Origin of the sequence: Nocardioides sp. NPDC127514, assembly GCF_040302125.1 — a bacterium.
Taxonomy (GTDB): domain Bacteria; phylum Actinomycetota; class Actinomycetes; order Propionibacteriales; family Nocardioidaceae; genus Nocardioides.
In genome coordinates this window covers 12,503-34,064 of sequence record NZ_JBEORF010000003.1, presented here as the reverse complement: position 1 = coordinate 34,064, position 21,562 = coordinate 12,503, and the positions used below count along the sequence as shown (strand labels likewise).

Genomic DNA, 21,562 nt, shown 5'->3' with positions numbered 1-21,562 from the left:
AATATGCGCTCGCCCTCCGGTAGGGGAACCGGAGGGCGAGCGCCAGGGGGATATATGGGTCCCGAGAAGCCTCAGGCCTGGTGGGTCGAGCCGGCGAACCAGCCGTCCCAGGCAGCCTCTTCACGAACGGACGCGCCCGGCTTGGGGGCGTGCAGCATGATCGCCTGACCATTCTCCCAGCGCAGGAAGATGCCCACGTGGTAGACCGGGCTGCCCCAGAACATCAGGTCGCCGCGCTGGATCTGGTCGTTCGGGATCGTCGGCAGCGCAGCCGCCTGGTCGCGCGAGACCCGGGGGAGCTCGATGCCGGCGGCGCTGAAGGCGTACTGCGTCAGGCCGGAGCAGTCGAACGAGCTCGGACCGGTGGCGCCCCAGACGTACGGGTCGCCGATCTGCTCCGAGGCGACGCTGATCGCGCGCTCGATCTTGCCCTCCTGGCTCGCGGCGAAGGCCTTGGCCTCGGCCTCGGCCTTCTTCTTCGCCTCCGCGGCCTTCTTGGCGGCGATCGCTGCCTTGCGCTTCGCCTCGGCGGCCTTGCGGGCCGCCTCGGCCTTGCGCTCCTGCACCTCGACAGCCCTCTCGAGCTGCTTGATGTCGGTGAGCATCGCCGTGGGGGTGGCCGAGGCCTCCAGGGTCGGAGCCTCCACCACCTTGGCCGGCTCGACGGCCGACTCGACGGAGGTGGTCTCATGGGAGGCCGGCGCGGCGTTGGCGGCGGGGACTGCCACCAGGGCACCGGCGGCGATGCCGCTGGCGAGGGTGATGCGGCCGAGGAGCTTGCCGTGGCCACTGAGAGATCCTGCGATCGTCCGGGCGATCGAGACGTTCGGCGACCGGAACGGGCGGGGCGCGCCTCGATGGGCAGGATGAGATACGGACTTGGACATGCGTGAGTTCCTTCCCACGCCTGCGAGGTGAGCTGTCGGGTTCGGGCTAGAAGGTTGCCCGGCCATCGTGGCGATGGCTTCACCCCAAGCGACCGTCCGAGTTAGTCGCGTGGAACTTGGGTCCCCCGCTCCTGTCCCATACGTACTGCTGAGTGTGAGGGTAAAGGGGGTTCAGTAGTAGGGGCCGGCGTCCGGAGGGACAGGATTCGGCGTGTACCGGGGCCGGTCGTGCGTTCTGCACGGCTCATCCAAGGTGACATGCGATCTGGAACGGATCCAATCCCGAATGGCCGAATCTGAAGCACAAACGGCGTGTTCACGCGTGACTTTGCCGTCGTTTGTGAAACATCTCACGCACTGAACACGCGTATGACACCGTGTCGAACTTGCGTTTACTCCGCTGCTTCGAGACGGAAACCGACGCCGCGGACGGCGACGACCTTCTCCTGCACACCGGCTGCCTCGAGCTTCTGGCGCAGGCGTCCGACGGTGACGTCGAGCGTCTTGGTCGAGCCGTACCAGTTCTCGTCCCAGACCTCGGCCATCAGCCGGTCGCGGGAGACGACCTTGTCGCGGGAGGCGGCCAGGACGGCCAGCAGCGCGAACTCCTTGCCGGTCAGGGTCACCTCGCGCTCGCCGGCGTAGACCCGGTGGGCAGCCACGTCGATGCGCAGGGCGTCGTCGTCGGCGCCGGGCTCGACCGGGCCCGAGCGGCGCAGGAGGGCGCGGACCCGCGCCTGGAGGACGGCCAGCGCGAACGGCTTGGCCAGGTAGTCGTCGGCACCGGCGTCGAGCCCCACGACCAGGTCGATCTCGGCGTCACGGGCGGTGAGGATCATGATCCCGCCCTCGTAGCCGTTGTCGCGAGCGGCCTTGCAGACCTCGAGCCCGTCCATGTCCGGAAGGCCCAGGTCGAGCAGCACCAGCTCGGCGTCGTACGGAGGTGCCAGCAGCTCCAGCGCCTTCTTGCCGGAGTCGACCCAGGTGACGTCATAGCCCTCACGCTGGAGCGTGCGCACCAGGGGAGCAGCGATGTCCTCTTGGTCTTCTACGACAAGCACGGAGTTCGACATGAAGAGAACAATAGTTACAGCCCCGTAGGGCTTGTGAAGAGATCCCCCCTTTCAGATAAGCGCGTGATCACATTGTTAGGTCCGAGCTGGTCGATAGCGAGCGGATCCTCGGCCCCTTGGGCGACCTCGTCCCAGGTCACCGGGGCCGCGACCGTGGGGATCCCCTTGCCCCGCAGCGAGTAGGGACAGATCGTCGTCTTCGATCCCGAGTTCTGCGACCAGTCCAGGAAAACCTTGCCTGACCTGCGACTCTTGGTCATCGTCGCGGTCACCTTGCTCGGGTGCGCCTTCTGGAGGTCCTCGGCGATCTCCCTGGCCAGCGCCGTGGCGACGTCCGGCTCGACAGGCTCGGGCAGGGCGGCGTACAGGTGCACGCCCTTGCTCCCGCTGAGCACCGGCGTCGCGGCGAGGTCACGGGCGCCCAGCGCCTCGCGCACCAGCAGCGCCACCTCGCAGCACTCCTGCAGGCCGGCCGGCTCACCGGGGTCGAGATCGATCACGATCCGGTTCGCGCCTGCCGGGGTGCCGTCGCTGCCGACCGTCCACTGGTGGACGTGCAGCTCCAGCGCGGAGAGGTTCGCGGCCCAGGTGAGGGCGGCGAGGCTGTCGAGGATCGGAAAGGTGAGTGTTCCCTCCCTGTGGTCGGCGGTTCGGGATCCCGTTGTCGGAACGATGACCGTACGGACCCAGCTGGGCGTGCCGGCCGGTGCGTTCTTCTCGAAGAACGACATGTCGCCGACGCCGTGCGGCCAGCGGATCCTCGTCACGGCACGGTCCTGGAGCTGCGGCAGGAGCGCCGGCGCGACCTGGGCGTAGTAGTTGAGCACCTCGCCCTTCGTCATGCCGGTGCGTGGATAGAGCACCTTGCTGAGGCTGGTCAGGGTCAGGACCCGGCCGTTGACCTCGACGCGTACCTCTTCTCGTTCGACCATCACAGATCCTCCGGCTCGATGTCCTCGCGGATGCCGATGAAGCTCGGCTGTCGCAGCCGGCCCTTGTAGCTCGCCGACGCGACAGCAGTGCCGTGGGTCTCCACCTCGACGACCAGGAGCGGCTCGACCCAGTGGGTGCCCCGAGCGTCCAGCGACGGCACTCCCCCGTCCGGATCGACGTCGGGTCCGGCGAAGGGGCTCCGGCTGGTCTCGCGCAGCAGCTCCCCGAGCCGCTGGGCCCGCTTGCCGGTGATGCCGCTGCCGACCCGCCCACGGTAGATCAGGCCCTCGGGCGTCGGCTGCCCGACGAGCAGGGCGCCGAGTCGTTCGGTGCCGCCCTCGGTGCCCACCTCGGGTCGCCAGCCGCCGACCACCAGCGAGGCCCGGTAGCGGTGGGCCAGCTTGATCCAGTCCTTGCTCCGCTCCCCCGGCCGGTAGCGGCTTCCGCGCCGCTTCGACACGATCCCCTCCAGCCCCTGCTGCTTCGTGACCTCATGGAGCATCCGGCCGTCGTCGTACGTCGCCGGCACCTGCCAGGAGCCCAGATCGCCGTCGGCATGGACCGCCTCGAGGATCTTGCGGCGCTCCGCCCAGGGCTCCTCGATGAGCAGCCGCCCATCGAGCCGGAGCAGATCGAAGACCATGTACGTCGCGGGTATCCGCTCCGCGAACCGCGCCGCCCGGCGGACGTCGCGGTTGTGCATCCGGTCCATGAGCACCCGGAAGTCGGGCAGCCCGGCGTCGTTGAGCGCGATCACCTCACCGTCGACGACGATGTCGCGCGTCGGCCCGGTCGCGATCTCGGGCCAGGCGGGGGTCGCGTCGTTGCCGTTGCGCGTCGCGAGGCGGGTCTGCGTACGTCCCTGCTCGGACTCTCCGACCAGCCGGATGCCGTCCCACTTGACCTCATGGACCCACTCCTCCCCCGGGGGAACGTGGGCGCCGGGCGTGGCGAGCATGGGCCGCATGTGTCCATCTTGCCTCCAGGAGGCCGTGTGACGCGTGGGGTTAAGGGGTACCGCGAAAACGGAATACGGCAGATACTGGGCAAGACGTTGCCGTTACGGAGGGAGTCACCATGCGTGCGATCTGGAAGGGCGCGGTGTCGTTCGGGCTGGTCAGCGTGCCCGTGAAGCTCTATTCGGCGACGGAGTCCCACGACGTCTCCTTCCGTCAGGTGCACCAGTCCGACGGTGGCCGGATCCGCTATCAGCGGATCTGTTCGATCGACGGCGAGGAAGTGCCCTACTCCGAGATCGCGAAGGGCTATGAGACCGAGGACGGCGAGATGGTCGTGCTCACCGACGACGACTTCGCCAACCTGCCGACGACCTCCTCGCGCGAGATCGCGGTGGAGAAGTTCGTGCCGAGCGACCAGATCGACCCGATGCTCTTCGAGAAGAGCTACTACCTGGAGCCGGAGAACACCGGGATCAAGCCCTACGCGCTGCTGCGCCAGGCGCTGCTCGAGGCCGATCGGGTCGCCCTGGTGACCGTCGCGCTGCGCCAGCGCACCACAGTCGCGGCGCTGCGGGTGCGGCCGACCGACAACGGCGACGTGATCGTGCTGCAGACGATGATGTGGCCCGACGAGATCCGCGTGCCCGACTTCAAGGTCGAGGCCGGCGAGATCAAGGACTCCGAGATCAAGATGGCCAACATGCTCGTCGAGACCCTCGCGGGCGACTTCCATCCCGAGGAGTTCTCCGATGACTACGCCAGCGCCGTCGAGGAGATGGTGAAGGCCAAGATCGAGGGCGGCGAGGTCGAGCGGACCCCCACCTCCACCAAGACCTCCGGCGAGGTCGTCGACCTGCTCGCCGCCCTGCAGCGCTCGGTCGCCGCGGCCAAGAAGTCGCGCGGCGAGGAGGTCCCCGAGGAGGCCGAGGAGAAGAAGACGACGAAGAAGTCGAAGGCATCAAAGGCGTCGTAGGCGACACGTACCGAAATCTCTGGTGCGGGCGTGTCGAAAGCGGCAGGCTCTCCTCGACGCGTAGGCGACGACGCGCAACGGACGCGACGCCGACACGCAAGGAGACGCAGATGCGCTACATGATGTTCGTGAAGATGGCCCCCGACGCCGGGCCGCCGCCGGCCGCGCTGATCGAGGCGGTGGAGGCCGAGATCAAGCAGCAGTACGCCGACGGCATCCTGCTCGACGCCGACGGGCTCGGTCCCGCGGTGGAGATCCGGCTGACCGCCGGGGAGGTGACCCACATCGACGGGCCGTTCGCGGAGGCCAAGGAGGTCGCCGGCGGGTTCTCGCTCTTCGAGGTCCGCTCGCCCGACGAGGCGATCGAGCTCGGACGCCGGATGATCCAGCTCCACGAGGAGCTGTGGCCCGGACAGGACGTGGCCGTGGAGATGCGGCCGCTGTTCGGTCCGCCGACCCCGGCTGAATGAGCTCGCCCACCGAGGACGCGATCGTCGCGGTCTGGCGCAACGAGTCCGTACGTCTCCTCGCCGGTCTGGCGCGGATGACGCACGACCTCGACCTGGCCGAGGACCTCGCCCAGGATGCCCTCGTCGCGGCGCTGGAGCAGTGGCCGCACGAGGGCATCCCTCGCAACCCCGGCGCGTGGCTGATGTCGATCGCGAAGCGGCGCGCGATCGACGGGTTCCGCCGTGACGAGGTGCTGCGCCGCAAGGTCGCCCTGCTGGGCCATGAACTGGAGGAGGGTGAGATGCCTGACCTGGCTGCCGCGGTCGACCACATCGAGGACGATGTGCTGCGGCTGATGTTCCTCTCCTGCCATCCGGCGCTGGCGCCCGACTCCCGCACGGTGCTGACGCTGCGGCTCGTGGGCGGTCTGACGACCGCCGAGATCGCCCGGGCCTACTTCGCCAAGGAGTCGGCCGTCGGCCAGCGGATCTCGCGGGCGAAGCGCACTCTGGCCGAGGTCGGGGCCTCGTTCGAGCTGCCCACCGGCGAGGAGCGGACGGCACGGCTGCGCGACGTGATGCAGACGATCTACCTGGTCTTCAACGAGGGGTACGCGGCGACGTCGGGGCCGTCGTGGACGCGCCCCGAGCTGTGCCTGGAGGGGATGCGGCTGGCCCGCATGCTGGCCGCGCACGCCCCGGGGGATCCCGACGCGCAGGCGCTGCAGGGGCTGCTGGAGATCCAGGGGTCACGGCTCGCGGCCCGGGCCGATGCCGAGGGTCACCCGGTGCTGCTCGAGGACCAGGACCGGACCCGCTGGGACCAGCTGCTGCTGCGCCGTGGCCTGGCCGCGGTCGACCGGGCGACGGCGCTGGCCTCCTCCGGCACGCCCGGCGGGAGCTATCTGGTGCAGGCGATGATCGCCGCGTGCCACGGCCGCGCCCGGCGGGCCGAGGACACCGACTGGGCCGAGATCGCACGCCTCTACGACATGCTCGCGACCGGCGTCCCGGGCGCGATCATCGAGGTCAATCGCGCGGTGGCGCACGGGCGCGCCTTCGGTCCCGATGCCGGGCTGGCCATCTTGGCGGCACTCCCCGAGGGAGCGCTTCCGGGGTCGCATCTGCCCGTCGGCGTACGTGGTGACCTGCTGCACCGGGCCGGACGGCACCTCGAGGCCGCGGCGGCGTTCGACGAGGCGGCCTCGTTGACCACCAACGCCGGCGAACAGGAGCTTCTCGAGAAACGTGCGGCCGCGTGTCGAAGCGACGAGGTCTCGTCCGACGCGTCAGTATCAACCGGGTCTCCTGGGGCTCGACCACCGCGAGAGAAGTGAGCAGAACGATGACCACAACCACCACCTCCGCCGACGGCACCACGATCGCCTACGACGTCGTCGGCACCGGCCCGGCGCTGGTCCTGGTCGACGGGGCGATGTGCTACCGCGGCTTCGGGCCGTCGAAGGAGCTGGCCGACGCGTTCTCGGACCGGTTCACCGTCTACCGCTACGACCGTCGCGGCCGCGGCGACAGCAACGTCGCCAAGCCTGCTGCCGCCGGCACCATGGAGGCGGTCGAGCAGGAGGTCGCCGACCTGGGAGCGGTGATCGAGGCGGCCGGCGGGCACGCCCATCTGCTGGGCCTGAGCTCGGGTGCGTTCCTCGCCCTGGAGGCCGCGCGGGCCGGGCTGCCGATCGACAAGATCGTCGCCTACGAGGCGCCCCTCATCCTCGATGACACCCACCGCCCCAACGACGCCGACCTGGCGCAGCAGGTCCAGAAGCTGGTGGAGAAGGGCAAGCGGGCCGCCGCGATCGAGCTGTTCATGCGCGTGGTCGGCATGCCGCTGGTCGCGGTCAAGATCATGCGGCTCACCCCGGCCTTCAAGAAGCTCACCCCGGTCGCCCACACGCTGGTCTACGACCTGGGCATGTGCGTGCCGTTCCAGCAGGGTCTGCCCCTGCCGGGCGGCTACTTCAAGAACGTGTCGGTGCCCGTGCTGTCGATGGCGGGTAGCAAGAGCCCGACCTACATGACCAACGCCCAGCAGGCGATCTCCCAGGCCGTTCCCGAGGGCCGCTACGTCGTCCTCGACGGGCAGGACCACATGGTCAAGGCGTCGGCGCTGGCTCCGGTGGCGACGGAGTTCTTCTCCGCCTGAAGCGCCGAGTCGGCTCGTCATGACGCGCCGACTCGGCGGGATGATCGGTCACGATGCGCCGACTCGACGGGATGACCTGTCACGACGCGCCGAGTCGACGGAAAATCGGGTCGTCTAGGCTGCGGAACATGGCGCAACTGTGGGACATCTCACCACCCGTTCACGTCGACTCGCCGGTCTTCCCCGGTGACCACGCGACCGAGGTCGGCTGGACGTTTCGGATCGGCCCCGGCTGCCCGGTCAACGTCGCCGAGCTGACCCTGTCGGCCCACGTCGGCGCGCACGCGGACGCTCCGCTGCACTTCACCGACGGTGGCACGCCCGCCGGCGAGATGCCGTTGGAGCCGTTCCTCGGTCCGTGCCGCGTGGTCGACGTCTCAGGGGTGCGGCCGCTGGTCACCGTCGACGACATCGACGTCACCGACCTGCCGCCGCGCGTGCTGTTCCGGACGTACGCGACCCAGCCGACGACCTGGGACGACGACTTCTGCGCGATCGACCCCGCCCTGATCGATCTCCTGGCCGCCCACGGCGTGCAGCTGGTCGGCACCGACGCGGCCAGTCTGGACCCGTCCTCCTCCAAGGATCTTCCGGCCCACTTCGCGACCCACCGTCATGACGTACGCATCCTGGAGAACCTGCTGCTCGACGAGGTGCCCGCGGGCGACTACGAGCTGATCGCGCTCCCCCTCAAGCTCACCACCGCCGACGCCGCGCCCGTGCGGGCCGTGCTCAGGCCGATCAAGGAGATCAACGAATGAACCGCGACGATGCGGTCGCTCTCGACCAGGCCGACCCGCTGGCTCCGCTGCGGGACCTCTTCGACCTGCCCGAGAAGACGATCTACCTCGACGGCAACTCGCTCGGCGCCCTCCCCCGAGCCACTGCCGGCCGGGTGGCCGAGGTGGTCACCCAGGAGTGGGGCCAGGGGCTGATCGAGTCCTGGAACACCGCGTCCTGGATCACCCTCCCCCAGCGCGTCGGCGACAAGATCGCCCGGCTCGTCGGCGCCGGTCAGGGCGAGGTCGTGGTCGCCGACTCGACCTCGCTCAACGTCTACAAGGTGCTCGCCTCGGCGCTCTCGATCGCGTCCGTCGACTCACCTGAGCGCCGGGTCGTGGTCAGCGAGCGGAGCAACTTCCCCACCGACCTCTACATCGCCTCCTCGCTGTGCCGCGAGCGCGGCTACGAGCTGATCCTGGTCGACTCCCCCGACGAGATCGAGGGACTGCTCGACCGCACCGCGGTGCTGATGCTGACCGAGGTCAACTACCGCACCGGCTACCTGCACTCGATGGCCTCGGTGACCGCGCTCGCGCACGAGCACGGCGCGCTCGCCGTCTGGGACCTGTGCCACTCGGCCGGCGCGGTGCCGGTCGACCTTCGCGGCGCTGACGCCGACTTCGCGATCGGCTGCGGCTACAAGTTCCTCAACGGCGGCCCCGGCTCGCCGGCGTTCCTATGGGTCAACCCGCGCCACGTCGACCGCTTCGAGCAGCCGCTGTCGGGCTGGATGGGTCACGCGGCACCGTTCGAGATGTCGCCGGGCTACCGGCCCGCGGAGGGGGTCTCGCGCTACCTGTCCGGCACCCCCGCCGTCATCGGCATCTCCGCCCTGGAGTGCGGCGTCGACACGCTGCTGGCCGCCGAGGCGTACGGCGGTCTCGAGGCGATCCGGGAGAAGTCGCTCGCGCTGACCCGGCTCTTCGCCCACCTCGTCGCGTCCCGGCTTCCCGGGTTCGCCATCGAGTCGCCGTTGGACGACACCCAGCGGGGCAGCCAGCTGTCGCTGAGCGTCGCCGACGACGGGGCGTACGCGATCGTGCAGGCGCTCATCGAGCGCGGTGTGGTCGGCGACTTCCGAGCAGGTACGCCGGACATCCTCCGTTTCGGCGTCACTCCGCTCTACACCCGCTACGTCGACGTCTGGAACGCCGTCGACCACCTGGTCTCGGTGATGGACAACGACGAATGGCGCGACGAGCGCTTCTGGACCCGAGGAGCAGTCACATGAGCACGCAGGACCTTCCGATGGACTACTCCGACTACCTCCACCTGCCGGAGGTGCTCGGCGCGCAGCACCCGCTCTCGGGCGACCACAACGAGATGCTCTTCATCGTGCAGCACCAGGCGATGGAGCTGTGGATGAAGCTCGCGCTGCACGAGCTGACCGAGGCTCAGCGCCTCCTCGCCGAGGATGCGGTGCGCCCGGCGTTCAAGGGGCTGGCCCGGGTCTCCCGGATCATGGAGCAGCTCGTGCACGCCTGGGACGTCCTCTCGACGCTGACCCCGACCGAGTACGACAAGTTCCGCCCCTACCTGGCCACCGGCTCGGGCTTCCAGTCGTGGCAGTACCGCTGCATCGAGTTCGCGCTCGGCAACAAGGCCGCCTACACGCTCCGCGTGCACGAGGGGCGGCCGCACGAGCAGGATGTGCTGGCGGCGTACGGACGTCCGTCGCTCTACGACGAGTCGCTGCGCCTGCTGGCCCGGCGCGGCTTCGACATCCCGGCCGACCATCTCGACAGGGACTGGAAGCAGGAGTACGCCGCCTCCGACGCCGTCGAAGCGGCCTGGGGCGAGGTCTACCGCGACCCGGAGAAGCACTGGGACCTCTACGAGCTCGGCGAGGAGCTCACCGACCTGGAGACCGCCTTCCGGGTCTGGCGGTTCCGGCACGTGACCACCGTTGAGCGGATCATCGGGTTCAAGGTCGGCACCGGCGGGACCTCGGGGGTCTCCTACCTGCGCAAGCAGCTCGACATCATCCTGTTCCCCGAGCTGTGGGCGATGCGTACGGGGCTGTAGCCGCTCCGCGCGACCGACCTCAGCGGGCCAGCTTGCCGCGGAGCCGCTCGGCCAGACGCACGGAGGCCTCGATCTCGACCTTGCGGATCGAGACGGACTCGATGTTGATGCCGAACGGCACACCGAGCTGACGGCAGAACGACATCAGCTCGATCGCCGTCGCCTCGGCCTGCTCGAGCGAGGCGTCGAGGGTGTCGGTGGCGTGGCGCAGCTCGTTCTCGATCCAGCGCGGGACGTCGACGCCGAGCCAGCGGAGGAACTCGAGGGTCTTCATCGAGCCGCAGACGGAGAAGGTGAACACGATCGGCACCGGCTGCAGGCCACGGGTCTCGCACTCGTAGCGGTAGTCGGAGACGAGGTTCTTGGCGGCGTTGACGTCGTAGACGACCTGGGTGACGAAGTAGGAGCAGCCCGCCTCCTGCTTGGCGATCAGGCGGAGGTGCTCGTCGCCCTTGGCCGTGTGCCGCTCAGGGATCGCGACGGCGCCCAGGAGCAGGTCGGGGTTGGCCTCGTTCCGGATCTGCTGGGCGCGGCGCAGGCTGGTGGCGACCCGCTTCTCACCCGAGGAGGCGCCGACGAAGACCGACAGCGCCTTGGCCGGGTCCTGGGTCTTGACCCAGTCGCGCAGCGTCGGCTCGTCGTACTTCCCGGTGGCCCGGTAGACGACGGCCGGCACGTCGAGACCGGCGAGGTTGCGCTCGAGGAACTCGGCGGGATCGAGGGTGCGTACGAACGGGAACGGTCGCTCCTCGGGGTTGCGGTCGGACTCGTCGTCGATGTCGTAGAGGATCAGCCCGTCGACATCGAGGGGCCGGATCCGCTCGAGCGTGACCTCCGCGATCTGCTGCACCCTCTCGGGTGCCGTCGTCACCCTCGGCGGGGTGACGGCGAACAGGAGAATCTCACCGGCCCGGTCATTGATGCGCTGCTGCAGATCCACGACATCAACGCTAGCTGAGCCGTGCCGACCCGGCGCGTCTGTCCCATCCCAGAGCGCCGAGTCGGCGTCGATCAGTAGACGCTCGGCCCCAAGGAGGGGGCGTCGTAGGCCTCGGTGTCCGGCTTGATCTTGAAAAGCTCGGCACGGCGCTTGATCGTCTCGGCGCGGGCCAGACGGGGCTTGTCGCTGCCGTCGCGGATCACGCGGCCACCCTCCTCGAACTTGTGGAGGAACTCGTAGGCCCAGGTCACGTCCGACGGGGACGGGCTGAACGACTCGTTGATCACCGCGGGCTGCTCGAGATCGAGGCAGAGCTTGCCGGTCATGCCCATCGCGACGCCGTCGGCGCCCTGCTCACGGAGCAGCGGGTGGCTGCTGCCGACGGTCGGGCCGTCGATCGGGCCCGGGAGGTTGCCGATCCGCGAGGCGAGGACGAGCTTGGTCCGCGGGTAGGCCATCGCGAGCGGGTCGTTCTCTGCACCGGTGTCGCGGCGGTAGTCACCCGAGCCGAACGCGAGCCGATAGGCACCGCGGGCGCGAGCGATCGTCGCGGCGTCCTCGATCCCCAGCGCCGACTCGAGCAGCGGGATCACCGGGGTCGAGCCGCCGAGCCGCTGGAACGTGTCGGTCACCTGGTCCGGCGACTCGGTCTTCGCGAGCATCACCCCGGCGAGCGTCTCGATCCCGGCCAGCGCCGCGAGGTCCTCGCTCCAGTCCTCGGTGGTCCAGTCGTTGATGCGCACCCAGGCACGGCCGCCACCCTTGAGCCAGCTGGTCACGTTCTCGCGCGCCTGCGACTTGAGGGAGGTGTCGATCGCGTCCTCCATGTCGAGGATGATCTGGTCGGCTCGGCTCAGCTGGGCGTCATCGAAAATCTCCGTACGCATCGCGGAGACCAGGAGCCAGGACCGGGCGTTGTGGCCCTCGACTCGGTTGGCTTCGCGGACCTCGCGCTTCTCGGCGATCTGGCTCGTGCTCATCGTTCGTCTATCTCCCTACTGGCGTCCTGGAATGGCCGCGACTTCGGACGGTAAACCAACTTCTCGGTGACTCGCGAGTAGGAGCAGGCCTGAGGCGCGCGTTGAGACATGACTCACGTCGCCGCCTCCGGATCGGGCTCACCGGCCAGGTCCGGCATCGGTTGGACGATCTGGTAGACCGAGTAGAGGTCCCGTTCCTCGCCGGATGGCTGGCGGCCGGTGTCGCGGTAGCGCGCCACGATCTGGTTCAGCTCCTGCTGCAGCTGGAGCGCCTCGTCGCTGGTCAGCCGCAGGGAGGACTCCGACACGTAACGCTTCGCGGGATCGTCCTCCGGAGAGACCTTGAAGGCCTCGTCGACCAGGTGGTGGCCCCAGGCGACGGAGCTGCGCTGGAACACCGTGTACGCCGCCTCGCCTCCGGGCTGCTGGACCATCTCTCTCGGGCTGATGGTGATGTCGTCGTCGGTGAGCCGCCAGACACGGTCGCGCTTGTCCCGGCCGGCGTCGGGGTCGACCTCCACCAGGCCGTACTTCGCCAGCTGGCGCAGGTGGAAGCTGGCCTGGTTGGCCGGGATGCCGGTGCGCTGCGCGACATCCGCGGCGCGGAGGGATCCCGCTGCGGACAGCTCGTGCAGCACCCGGTTGCGAGTCGGGTGGGCGATCGCGCGCAGGATCCGCGGGTCGTCGTACGTAGCCATGGCCGCAGTCTACAGAATTCCGCAACACATATTGCGCAACATATCTTGCGCACCCTATGGTGCGAGTATGCCCTCCTACCGCCAGCTCGCCCGCAACCACGACTTCACCGCCCTCTGGATCGGTGCCACCGTCGCCGAGCTCGGGACCCGGGTGAGCCTCTTCGCGATGCCCCTGGTCGCCTACGCGATGACCGGATCCGCCTTCTGGGCCGCGTCCGCGGAGGCGATCCACCTCATCGGGATGGTGGGCATGCTGCTGCCCGCCGGGGTGATCGCCGACCGCCGCCATCGGCTGCGGATCATGCGGTTCGCGCACGGGTCGGGCATCGTCCTGTACGCCTCGCTCGCGGTCGCCGGGATCCTCGGCTCGCTCACCCTCCCCCACCTGCTCCTCGTGGCCCTCCTCACCGGAGCGCTCAACGGGCTCTTCCTCCCGGCCGAGAACTCAGCGATCAGATCGGTCGTCGCGGCCGACGACCTCCCGACGGCCCTCTCCCAGCAGCAGGCACGCCAGCACATCGCCGGACTGCTCGGCGGGCCGCTCGGCGGCGTGCTGCTCGGCGTCACCCGCTGGGCGCCGTTCGCCGGGAACGCCATCGCGTACGCCGCCGGCTGGCTGCTCCTCGGACGCGTCCGAGCCGACCTCTCGGCCCCGCCCGCTCTCGCCCGCGTGCCTCGCGAGAAGGCCTCGGCCGACCTGGTCGCCGGACTGCGCTACAGCTGGCGGCAGCCATTCCTACGTACGCTGCTCTTCTTCGGGCCCGCCGCCAACCTCGCCGTCAACGCGCTCTTCTTCATGGCCCTGCTGCGACTGATCGAGGCCGGGTTCCCGGCCTGGCAGATCGGACTGGCGGAGGCGGCGATCGGAGCATGCGGGATCCTCGGCGCGCTGGTCGCTCCCTGGCTCATCGACAGGATCCCGACGGGCAGACTCACCGCCCTGGTCGCGTGGAGCTTCGTGCCGCTCTCGATCCCGCTGGCGTTCTGGACCCACCCGGCGGTGATGGCCCTGGCGGTCTCCGTCGGCCTCTTCCTCAACCCCGCAGGCAACGCCGGCGTCTCGGCGTACCGGATGGCGATCACCCCACCGGAGCTGGTCGGACGCGTGCAGTCCGCGGCCCAGTTCGTCTCCATGCTCTCGATCCCGCTGGCGCCCGCCCTGGCCGGGGCACTGCTCGCCGTCACCGACGGCACCACCGCGGTGCTCGCGGTCACGGCGCTGGTCGCTCTCGCCGCTCTCATCCCCACGCTCGCCCGTTCGGTGAGATCGATCCCGCGCCCCGCGGACTGGCAGACCCTGGCCTCGAACGACGACAACCTCGGCCACACACGCACTTCAGAGCGTAAAAATCCGGTTCCGCAAGGCTAACCTTCTCAAAGTCCCCCAACGCAACGTTTTGCTCCTCGGAAGCAAAGGATCCCCTCGCAATGTTCAACCGGGCCTGTCTGGCGTTGGCACTTCTGGCCGGCGTGTTCGTCACGGTGATGTCCCCGGGACCGGCTCACGCCGTGACCGACTCGTGGGCCGAATGGGCGCCCGTCTCCGGGACGTCCAACGACTACTCCACCACGATGACCCAGCGGTCCGCGGGCTTCCCCGCGGCTCAGATGGCCAGCGACTCCCGGGCCAACGTCGCCCTTCCCAGCGGCGCGAGCACGTTCCTCGACGCCAGCACGCCTCCCGGAGCGAAGTACGGATCTAGCCGCAACTCGGCCTACATCAACCTGCGCCCGAAGGCCGACACCCCGACAGGCGCCTCGACCACGACGTACGCCTTCGCGAACCCCACGCCCGACACCGGCTGGGCGTTCGTGCTCGGTGACATCGACTCCGACCAGGTCCAGGTCCAGGCGACCGACGAGAACGGCGAGGACGTCCCGGCCACGGAGATCTCCTCGTGGTTCCAGGGGCCGTTCAACTACGCCGGTGGCACCGACCAGCCGACCTGGAACCCGGCGACCTCGACGCTGACCGGCAACCCCACCGCCACCGACACCAACGGCGCCAGCGGCTGGTACGAGCCCGACATCCGGCTCACCAGCCTGACCTTCGTCTTCACCCGCCGGGCCGGGTTCCCGGTCTACCAGACCTGGTTCGTCAGCCGGGCGCGGCCGATCGGCGGCACCGTCGCCGACGTGTCGACCTCCGGGTCCTGCCCGGTCGAGAGCTCGGTGCTCACCCTCGTCTCGCCCTACGGGGAGACGCTGGCCACCACGAGCCCCGCCGCCGACGGCACCTACTCCTTCGGCGACTTCGCCACCCAGGACGGCTACACCGTCCGGCTCAGCCAGCCCGACGGATGCGCGATCGTCGGGCAGACCGAGGCGACCGTCAGCAACCGCGGCGAGGACGGCGACCCCGCCTCCCGGGCCGACTTCGAGGTGCGCCAGGTGATCCCGCAGGCGATCAGCGGCACCGTACGCGACGACGCCGGCGCTCCGGTCCCGGGCGCGACCGTGACCCTCACCCGGCCCGACGGGACCACCGCGACCACGACCACCGGCACCGACGGCAGCTATCTCTTCGACGACAACGCGGTCGGCACCGGCTACTCGGTGACCCTGACGGTGCCCGAGGGCTACACCGCGGGCCCCGACGGTACGACCCGCTCCGACATCACCGTCGACGACACCCCCATCACCGACCAGGACTTCGTGGTCAACCAGCTGGCCGGCGTCTCCGGCACCGTGACCGGCGGCGGCAGCGGGCTCGGCGGCGTCCAGGTGCGCCTGGTCCCCGCCGGCGGCGGCGACCCGATCACCACCGTCACCGACGGCGACGGCAGCTACCGGCTCGACGGGGTGCCGCCCGGCGACTACACCGCCGAGATCGACGCACCCGAGGGATACACCGGCGCCACCACGCGACCGGTCACCGTGGCCACGAGCGACGTCACCGGGGTCGACTTCGACCTCACCCGCCCCGGCACGATCACGGGCCGGGTCACCGACGCCTCCACCGGAGACCCGGTCGCCGGCGTCACCGTCACGGTCGACGGGCCCGACGGCCCGGTCACCGCCACCACCGACGACGCGGGCGGCTACATCGTCGAGGGTCTCCCGCCGGGCGACTACACCATCACCGTCACCGCACCCGATGGGATGCGGGTCGTCGGCGAGGCCTCGCGTACGGTCACGATCACCTCGGCCGGCGAGATCCGTGGCGGACAGGACTTCAGGGTCGACGAGGTTCCCTCGCCGAGCCCCACACCGGACCCGACACCGACCCCGGACCCGACCCCGGATCCCACGCCGACCCCGGACCCGACGCCCACGCCGGACCCGACCGACGTGCCGATCCCCGGCGGAAATGAGAATCCGCCGACGGCCCCGAACCCGGGACCGCCGACGGAGACCTCACCTCAGAGCTCGCTGCCGGATACCGGCGGCCCGTCGTGGGTGTTCGCCGCGCTCGGCATCTCGCTCCTGCTCGCCGGCACGGTGCTCACCGTGACTGCGCGTCGAGCGTCCCGAATGCGAGGTTGACCTCCTCGTTGACCGCCGAGGTCGCCCAGATCTCCCACCGCAGCGGGTGATCCACGATGGCCTCGGGGAACCGCTCGCGGATCGCGGTCGGGAAGTACGCCACCAGGCGCTCCGTCATCTCCGGGTCCGCGGCCGGGTCGGGGACGCCCTTGGCGACCAGCTCGCGCCGGCGTTCGATCTTGGTCCAGGCGAGCACGACGGCGAGCTCGGGGGCGGTGAGCCCCTCCCCCGCCTCCAAACGGCGCGCGACCTCGGTCGAGGAGGGCAGGCCCTCCACGTCGCGGTCGAGCAGGCCTGCCGTGACCCACTCCGCGATCTGGCGCTCGTGAGCCTCCAGGAGCTGCGGGGCCGAGGCCACCGCACGGGTCAGGGTCACGTTGTGGGCCTCGTTGTCGGCCAGCACCAGCGCGGCGACCTCGTCGGTCATCTCCTCGAGGAGCTCGTCACGCGCGGCCAGCGTCAGCGAGCCCGCGCGTACCTCACGGTCCAGCAGGATCTTGAGGTTGACCTCGTGGTCGGAGGTGTCGACACCGGCGGAGTTGTCGATCGCGTCGGTGTTGATCAGCCCACCCTTGCGGGCGAACTCGACGCGGCCGGCCTGGGTGATGCCCAGGTTGCCGCCCTCACCGACGACCCGCACCCGCAGCTCGGCGGCGTCCACGCGGACCCCGTCGTTGGCGTGGTCACCGGCGTCGGCGTCGGTCTCGCTGGACGCCTTGACGTACGTCCCGATCCCACCGTTCCACAGCAGGTCGACCGGCGCCCGCAGGATCGCGCTGATCAGCTCCTGCGGCGTGAGCCGCTTGACGTCGGTCGCCAGACCGAGCGCCTGCCGCACCTCGGGGCTGATCGGCACCCACTTCAGCTGCCGCGACCACACGCCGCCGCCCGCCGAGATCAGTGAGGTGTCGTAGGACTCCCAGGTCGACCGGGGCATCTCGAAGAGCCGCTTCCGCTCCTGGAAGCCCACCGCCGCGTCGGGCGTGGGGTCGATGAAGATGTGCCGGTGGTCGAAGGCGGCCACGAGCCGGATGCGGTCCGAGCGCAGCATGCCGTTGCCGAAGACGTCACCGGACATGTCCCCGACGCCGACCGCGGTGATCTCATCGGTCTGGGGGTCGATGCCGAGCCGCTTGAAGTGGTGCTGCACCGAGACCCAGGCGCCACGGGAGGTGATGCCCATGGCCTTGTGGTCGTAGCCCGCCGAGCCGCCGGAGGCGAACGCGTCGCCGAGCCAGAAGTCGTACTCCGCCGCGACCGAGTTGGCCAGGTCGGAGAACGTCGCGGTGCCCTTGTCGGCGGCGACGACGAGGTAGGAGTCGTCGGCGTCGTGGCGCACCACGTCGGGCGGCGGCACGATCTCACCGTCCACCCGGTTGTCGGTGACGTCGAGGAGACCACGCAGGAACGTGACGTACGCGTCCGGACCGGCCACGCCCTTGGGGACGAAGCCACCCTTCGCGCCGCCCGGCACGATCACGGTGTTCTTGACCTGCTGCGCCTTCGCCAGCCCGAGCACCTCGGTGCGGAAGTCGTCGCGCCGGTCGCTCCACCGCAGCCCACCACGGGCCACGGCGTCGAAGCGCAGGTGCACGCCCTCGACGTCGGGCGAGTAGACGAAGATCTCGTACGCCGGCCGCGGCAGCGGCAGGTCGGGCAGCTGCTGCGGGTCGAACTTGAACGCGAGGTAGCTGCGCCCGCGGTAGTAGTTGGTCCGCGTCGTCGCCAGGATCGCGGTGACGTAGCTGCGCAGGATCCGGTCCTGGTCCAGGCTCGCCACGTCGTCGAGGGCCTCGATGATCGCCTCGGCCCGCTTCGTCTCGTCACGCGTGGTGAGCGTGGGGTCGAAACGGGTCTCGAACAGCTCCACGATCTGCCGGGCGATGCCCGGGTTGGTGCACAGCGCGTTGCCGATCGAGAAGAACGAGCTCGGAGTGCCGGCCTGGCGCAGGTAGCGGCCATAGGCACGCAGCATGGTGACCTGACCGTGGTCGAGTCCCGCGAGGACGAGCGCGTTCAGACCGTCGATCTCGCTGCGACCGGACCAGGCCTGGTGCAGCGCGGCGACCAGCTGGGTGGGCGTGCCGACCGGGGTGCCGGGGTAGGCGAGCCCGAAGTCGTAGATGAACCACTCCTCCGACCCGGACGTGCCGACGCCCTCGAGGTCGTAGGGCCGCTCGTCGGTGACCTCAAAGCCGAACGAGGACAGGATCGGGAGCATCAGGGACAGCGAGAGCGGGCCACCGGTGCGGAAGATCTTGATCCGGAAACCGCCAGGGCTCTCCGGGTCCTTGTAGAAGGAGAAGTCGACCGCCTCGCCCTGGTGCGAGAGCATCTCGAGCCGGGTCAGGTCGGCGGCGCCGGTGTCGGCGTCGAAGTCCTCCTTGTACGCCTCCGGGAAGGCGTCGAGCACGTGCGCGAGCCGGGCGGCGCCGTCCTCGCCCGCATGGGCGATGACCGCGCTGACCAGGTCGTCGCGCCAGCTCCGCGCGGCCTTGCGCAGCCGCGACTCGAGGCTGTCGACCAGCCCCGGGGTGTCCAGGGCCTTCCCCAGCGACTCGGTGGTGCCGTGGACCACGAAGTGCACCCGGGCGGTGGTCGACTCGCTGATGCGTACGGTGAACTCCAGGTCGGTGCCGCCGAGCGCGTCGAGAAGCACCTTCGAGAACCGCTCGCGGACCGTCGTGTTGTAGCGGTCACGCGGCAGCGACACGAGCACCGAGACATAGCGCCCGTACGTGTCGGGCCGGACGGCCACCCGCAGGATGCGACGCTCGATCGCTCCCAGCGCGGCCTCGGCGAGGTCCATCAGCTCCTCGGTGGAGGCGTGGAACAGCTCCTCGCGGGGGTAGGACTCCATCGCGTCGAGCATCGCCTTGCCGGTGTGGCTGCGGGCGTCGTAGCCGGTGTGGTCGAGGACCGCGGCGACCTTGCCGCGTACGACCGGGATCCGGGTCACCGACTGCCGGGCCGCCTTCGTGGTGAAGAGGCCGAGGAAGCGGTGCTCGCCGATCACCTCGCCGGCGCCGTTGAAGATCTTGATGCCGACGTGGTCGAGGTAGGCGGGCTCCCCGACGGTCGAGCGTGAGTTGGCCTTGGCCAGGACGAGCATGACCTTGTCGCGGGCGTGGGCGGCGACCTTGGGCGGCATCTTGCCGTGGTCGGGTGCCTGCGGCGGGTCGGCGCGCAGGATGCCCAGGCCGGTGCCGGAGCGACCGCGCAGGTAGTCGCCGTCGAGGCGGTACTCGCGGTAGCCGGTCAGCAGGAAGTGGTCCTCGGCCAGCCAGGCCAGCAGCTCGGCGGCCTCGGAGGCCTCCTCGCGCGGCACGCTGTTGGGCGGGGTGTAGCGCAGGCCGGCCGCGATCTCCGCCAGCCGGCGGTGCAGCCTCGGCTCGTCCTCGACGACCTCGCGTACGTCCTCGAGGACTCCCTCGAGGCCCGAGACGATCTCCTTGGCGGCGTCGGGCGCGAGACGGTCGATCTCGATGTGCATCCACGACTCGCTGATGTCGCCTTCGTTCACCCCCTCGAGCGCACCGGTCACGTCACGGGCGACGTCGATGACGGGGTGGACGACGAGATGTACGTCGAGGCCACGACGGTAGAGCTCGGTCTTGACCGAGTCCACGAGGTAGGGCATGTCGTCGACGACGATCTCGACGACGCTGCGGCCTCCGGCGGACCAACCGTCTGCGGCGGTGGTCGGGGTGAGGATGCGCACGGCGGCGGTGCCCTGCGGGCGGTTCGCTGCCAGCGCCAGATGCGATCCCACCGCGCCGGCGAGATCAGCCTCGCTGCGGCCGGTGAGCTCCTCAGGGGCTACGTGGCGGAAGTAGGTGGTGCTCGGCAGGCGGTTCTGCAGGACGTTCTGCTGAGCTTGGACAGGTTTGATATGCGTCTCCGTTGACACACCAGTCACGGTATCCCGCGAGGGCTCTGAGTAGGCGGCTGGATCCGAAGGAATCGCCGATGTGAGTCATAGGCTGACGACCTCTCAGCACCCTGGGGGTAAAGAGCATACTCCTGGAATGTGTCCGTTCTCTCGGCGGCTCTGTTGATGACTCTGACCGCACTAGGCGTCATGATGTGTGGTTATGAGCAAGAAGCTGTCGATCGACCTGGCCTACGACGCGCCGATCGCAGCCGTCTCGGGGATGCTCTCCGACGCGGCGTTCCGCGAGCAGGTCTGCGACGCCCAGCACGCGCTGTCCAAGAGCGTGGCGATCACCGGTTCGACGGTGAGCATCCGCTACGCCCAGGCGGTCAGCGGAGTGCCCGGGTTCGCGAAGAAGTTCGTCGGCGACACCATCGAGGTGCACCAGGACGAGATCTGGTCGGGCGACTTCACCTCCGGCGACCTCAAGGTCACGCTTCCGGGCAAGCCGGGCTCGCTCTCCGGCATCGCACGGCTGGCTGAGAACGGCACGAAGACCATCGAGACGGTCACCCTGACCGCTACCGTGAATGTGCCCCTGGTCAGCGGAAAGCTGGAGGATCTCATCCTCTCGATCTTCAAGAAGGCACTCGAGAAGGAGCATGAGGTAGGCACCCGCTGGCTCGCCGCCTGAGCCTCCTCATCCCCCATCCCAACCCGCAGAAGAGCCCCAAAGGATTCGGCAATGACGACGACCCTTCAGCACGAGCTCGTCTACGACGCCCGCATGGGCGAGGTGTCCGCGATGCTCGCTGATCCGGGCTTCCGCGAGCGGGTCGCCGACGCCCAGGGAGCGCTCCGTCGCCGGGTGACCATCGGCGGTGCGCCGCGGGAGGTCCGGATCGACCGGGTGCAGTCGACCGTCGGCGTACCCTCCTTCGCGAAGCGCATCGTCTCCGGCGACCTCACCGTCCATCAGAACGAGGTCTGGTCCTCTGACACCGTCGCCGTCGTCGACATCACCGTCCCCGGCGGCCTGGCCACCCTGCGCGGCAACATCTCGCTGTCCGAGTCCGACGGGCGCACCACCGAGAGCGTGCGGCTGAACATCAAGGTGCCCGTGCCGCTGGTCGGCGCCAAGCTCGAGGAGTACGTCGAGGAGCTGATGCTCAAGGCCTTCGACCTCGAGCAGGCGGTCGGAGCGGCGTACCTCTCTCGGTGATTCTCTCGATCCGATGCAACCGGATCGAAAAGTTAACCGTCCCAATAGGTGGCTGGCAATAAGTTGCCGGTACTCGGGCCCCGGATCAGGAGGGATTCGGGCCACACACTGGAGGGGCA

General features: G+C 69.5%; 19 protein-coding genes and 1 riboswitch. Of the genes, 11 read left to right on the top strand and 8 right to left on the bottom strand.

Features of this window, described 5'->3' with window-relative positions:
* Nucleotides 1-71: 71 nt before the first annotated feature.
* The 4 genes from ABTX24_RS02875 to ABTX24_RS02860 form a co-directional block, all read right to left on the bottom strand.
* Nucleotides 72-887, bottom strand: coding sequence for a C40 family peptidase (locus ABTX24_RS02875; RefSeq protein WP_350837301.1), 816 nt, complete (start codon nucleotides 885-887; stop codon nucleotides 72-74).
* 2 nt (nucleotides 888-889) lie between these two features.
* A riboswitch (cyclic di-AMP (ydaO/yuaA leader) is annotated at nucleotides 890-1,052 on the bottom strand.
* 227 nt (nucleotides 1,053-1,279) lie between these two features.
* Complete coding sequence (locus ABTX24_RS02870) at nucleotides 1,280-1,960, bottom strand: response regulator transcription factor (protein ID WP_176884042.1); 681 nt, start codon at nucleotides 1,958-1,960, stop codon at nucleotides 1,280-1,282.
* Nucleotides 1,961-1,974: 14 nt separating this feature from the next.
* The gene (ligD, locus tag ABTX24_RS02865) at nucleotides 1,975-2,892 is read right to left on the bottom strand and encodes a non-homologous end-joining DNA ligase (RefSeq protein ID WP_350837299.1); all 918 of its coding nucleotides are present in this window, start codon (nucleotides 2,890-2,892) and stop codon (nucleotides 1,975-1,977) included.
* On the bottom strand, nucleotides 2,892-3,860 hold the full coding sequence (locus ABTX24_RS02860; protein WP_350837297.1) for an ATP-dependent DNA ligase: 969 nt from the start codon (nucleotides 3,858-3,860) through the stop codon (nucleotides 2,892-2,894). Before ABTX24_RS02860 ends, ligD begins: the two co-directional genes overlap by 1 nt.
* Nucleotides 3,861-3,970: 110 nt before the next feature.
* Between ABTX24_RS02860 and ku the strand changes: the two genes are divergently transcribed.
* From ku to kynA, 7 genes are all read left to right on the top strand, one after another.
* Nucleotides 3,971-4,825 carry a non-homologous end joining protein Ku gene (ku, locus tag ABTX24_RS02855; protein ID WP_160024736.1) on the top strand — a complete coding sequence of 285 codons (855 nt, stop codon included), beginning with the start codon at nucleotides 3,971-3,973 and terminating at the stop codon, nucleotides 4,823-4,825.
* Between the two features lie 110 nt (nucleotides 4,826-4,935).
* On the top strand, nucleotides 4,936-5,295 hold the full coding sequence (locus ABTX24_RS02850) for a YciI family protein (RefSeq protein WP_160024737.1): 360 nt from the start codon (nucleotides 4,936-4,938) through the stop codon (nucleotides 5,293-5,295).
* Nucleotides 5,292-6,611, top strand: coding sequence for an RNA polymerase sigma factor (locus ABTX24_RS02845; RefSeq protein ID WP_350837294.1), 1,320 nt, complete (start codon nucleotides 5,292-5,294; stop codon nucleotides 6,609-6,611). The genes ABTX24_RS02850 and ABTX24_RS02845 overlap by 4 nt, the downstream gene beginning before the upstream one ends.
* Before the next feature lie 8 nt (nucleotides 6,612-6,619).
* The gene (locus tag ABTX24_RS02840) at nucleotides 6,620-7,435 is read left to right on the top strand and encodes an alpha/beta fold hydrolase (RefSeq protein ID WP_350837292.1); all 816 of its coding nucleotides are present in this window, start codon (nucleotides 6,620-6,622) and stop codon (nucleotides 7,433-7,435) included.
* Nucleotides 7,436-7,563: 128 nt separating this feature from the next.
* Nucleotides 7,564-8,196, top strand: a complete 633-nt coding sequence (kynB, locus tag ABTX24_RS02835) for an arylformamidase (protein WP_350837290.1) — start codon at nucleotides 7,564-7,566, stop codon at nucleotides 8,194-8,196.
* Nucleotides 8,193-9,449, top strand: a complete 1,257-nt coding sequence (gene kynU, locus ABTX24_RS02830; RefSeq protein ID WP_350837288.1) for a kynureninase — start codon at nucleotides 8,193-8,195, stop codon at nucleotides 9,447-9,449. The genes kynB and kynU overlap by 4 nt, the downstream gene beginning before the upstream one ends.
* Entirely contained in the window at nucleotides 9,446-10,243 is a 798-nt protein-coding gene (gene kynA, locus ABTX24_RS02825; RefSeq protein ID WP_350837286.1) for a tryptophan 2,3-dioxygenase, read from the top strand. The genes kynU and kynA overlap by 4 nt, the downstream gene beginning before the upstream one ends.
* 19 nt (nucleotides 10,244-10,262) lie before the next feature.
* On the opposite strand, the gene ABTX24_RS02820 is transcribed toward kynA, so the two are convergent.
* From ABTX24_RS02820 to ABTX24_RS02810, 3 genes are all read right to left on the bottom strand, one after another.
* Nucleotides 10,263-11,183: a methylenetetrahydrofolate reductase gene (locus tag ABTX24_RS02820; RefSeq protein WP_350716160.1), complete on the bottom strand. Its 921-nt coding sequence runs from the start codon at nucleotides 11,181-11,183 to the stop codon at nucleotides 10,263-10,265.
* 71 nt (nucleotides 11,184-11,254) lie between these two features.
* Entirely contained in the window at nucleotides 11,255-12,163 is a 909-nt protein-coding gene (locus ABTX24_RS02815) for an HpcH/HpaI aldolase/citrate lyase family protein (RefSeq protein WP_350837284.1), read from the bottom strand.
* Nucleotides 12,164-12,276: 113 nt separating this feature from the next.
* On the bottom strand, nucleotides 12,277-12,861 hold the full coding sequence (locus ABTX24_RS02810; protein WP_350716156.1) for an ArsR/SmtB family transcription factor: 585 nt from the start codon (nucleotides 12,859-12,861) through the stop codon (nucleotides 12,277-12,279).
* A 67-nt stretch (nucleotides 12,862-12,928) separates the two neighbouring features.
* Here ABTX24_RS02810 and ABTX24_RS02805 point away from each other — a divergent pair, with 67 nt between their 5' ends.
* Nucleotides 12,929-14,230, top strand: coding sequence for an MFS transporter (locus ABTX24_RS02805; protein ID WP_350837282.1), 1,302 nt, complete (start codon nucleotides 12,929-12,931; stop codon nucleotides 14,228-14,230).
* 59 nt (nucleotides 14,231-14,289) lie between these two features.
* On the top strand, nucleotides 14,290-16,347 hold the full coding sequence (locus tag ABTX24_RS02800; RefSeq protein WP_160024746.1) for an MSCRAMM family protein: 2,058 nt from the start codon (nucleotides 14,290-14,292) through the stop codon (nucleotides 16,345-16,347).
* Here the strand turns inward: ABTX24_RS02800 and ABTX24_RS02795 are convergent.
* Entirely contained in the window at nucleotides 16,307-20,257 is a 3,951-nt protein-coding gene (locus ABTX24_RS02795; RefSeq protein WP_350837280.1) for an NAD-glutamate dehydrogenase, read from the bottom strand. The genes ABTX24_RS02800 and ABTX24_RS02795 overlap by 41 nt on opposite strands.
* Before the next feature lie 184 nt (nucleotides 20,258-20,441).
* On the opposite strand from ABTX24_RS02795, the gene ABTX24_RS02790 reads away from it, so the two are divergent.
* Together ABTX24_RS02790 and ABTX24_RS02785 are read left to right on the top strand one after the other, a co-directional pair.
* Nucleotides 20,442-20,915: a DUF2505 domain-containing protein gene (locus ABTX24_RS02790; protein ID WP_160024748.1), complete on the top strand. Its 474-nt coding sequence runs from the start codon at nucleotides 20,442-20,444 to the stop codon at nucleotides 20,913-20,915.
* Between the two features lie 51 nt (nucleotides 20,916-20,966).
* Nucleotides 20,967-21,443: a DUF2505 domain-containing protein gene (locus ABTX24_RS02785; RefSeq protein ID WP_160024749.1), complete on the top strand. Its 477-nt coding sequence runs from the start codon at nucleotides 20,967-20,969 to the stop codon at nucleotides 21,441-21,443.
* Nucleotides 21,444-21,562: the final 119 nt, after the last annotated feature.

Excerpts from the sequence above, each read along its gene's own strand:
- ABTX24_RS02815 (WP_350837284.1), bottom strand. The coding sequence starts at position 12,163 with ATGAGCACGAGCCAGATCGCCGAGAAGCGCGAGGTCCGCGAAGCCAAC.
- ABTX24_RS02875 (WP_350837301.1), bottom strand. The coding sequence starts at position 887 with ATGTCCAAGTCCGTATCTCATCCTGCCCATCGAGGCGCGCCCCGCCCG.
- ABTX24_RS02840 (WP_350837292.1), top strand. The coding sequence starts at position 6,620 with ATGACCACAACCACCACCTCCGCCGACGGCACCACGATCGCCTACGAC.
- ABTX24_RS02870 (WP_176884042.1), bottom strand. The coding sequence starts at position 1,960 with ATGTCGAACTCCGTGCTTGTCGTAGAAGACCAAGAGGACATCGCTGCT.
- kynA (WP_350837286.1), top strand. The coding sequence starts at position 9,446 with ATGAGCACGCAGGACCTTCCGATGGACTACTCCGACTACCTCCACCTG.
- ABTX24_RS02805 (WP_350837282.1), top strand. The coding sequence starts at position 12,929 with ATGCCCTCCTACCGCCAGCTCGCCCGCAACCACGACTTCACCGCCCTC.
- kynB (WP_350837290.1), top strand. The coding sequence starts at position 7,564 with ATGGCGCAACTGTGGGACATCTCACCACCCGTTCACGTCGACTCGCCG.
- ligD (WP_350837299.1), bottom strand. The coding sequence starts at position 2,892 with ATGGTCGAACGAGAAGAGGTACGCGTCGAGGTCAACGGCCGGGTCCTG.
- ABTX24_RS02860 (WP_350837297.1), bottom strand. The coding sequence starts at position 3,860 with ATGCGGCCCATGCTCGCCACGCCCGGCGCCCACGTTCCCCCGGGGGAG.
- ABTX24_RS02785 (WP_160024749.1), top strand. The coding sequence starts at position 20,967 with ATGACGACGACCCTTCAGCACGAGCTCGTCTACGACGCCCGCATGGGC.
- ABTX24_RS02800 (WP_160024746.1), top strand. The coding sequence starts at position 14,290 with ATGTTCAACCGGGCCTGTCTGGCGTTGGCACTTCTGGCCGGCGTGTTC.
- ABTX24_RS02850 (WP_160024737.1), top strand. The coding sequence starts at position 4,936 with ATGCGCTACATGATGTTCGTGAAGATGGCCCCCGACGCCGGGCCGCCG.
- ABTX24_RS02790 (WP_160024748.1), top strand. The coding sequence starts at position 20,442 with ATGAGCAAGAAGCTGTCGATCGACCTGGCCTACGACGCGCCGATCGCA.
- ABTX24_RS02845 (WP_350837294.1), top strand. The coding sequence starts at position 5,292 with ATGAGCTCGCCCACCGAGGACGCGATCGTCGCGGTCTGGCGCAACGAG.
- ABTX24_RS02810 (WP_350716156.1), bottom strand. The coding sequence starts at position 12,861 with ATGGCTACGTACGACGACCCGCGGATCCTGCGCGCGATCGCCCACCCG.
- kynU (WP_350837288.1), top strand. The coding sequence starts at position 8,193 with ATGAACCGCGACGATGCGGTCGCTCTCGACCAGGCCGACCCGCTGGCT.
- ku (WP_160024736.1), top strand. The coding sequence starts at position 3,971 with ATGCGTGCGATCTGGAAGGGCGCGGTGTCGTTCGGGCTGGTCAGCGTG.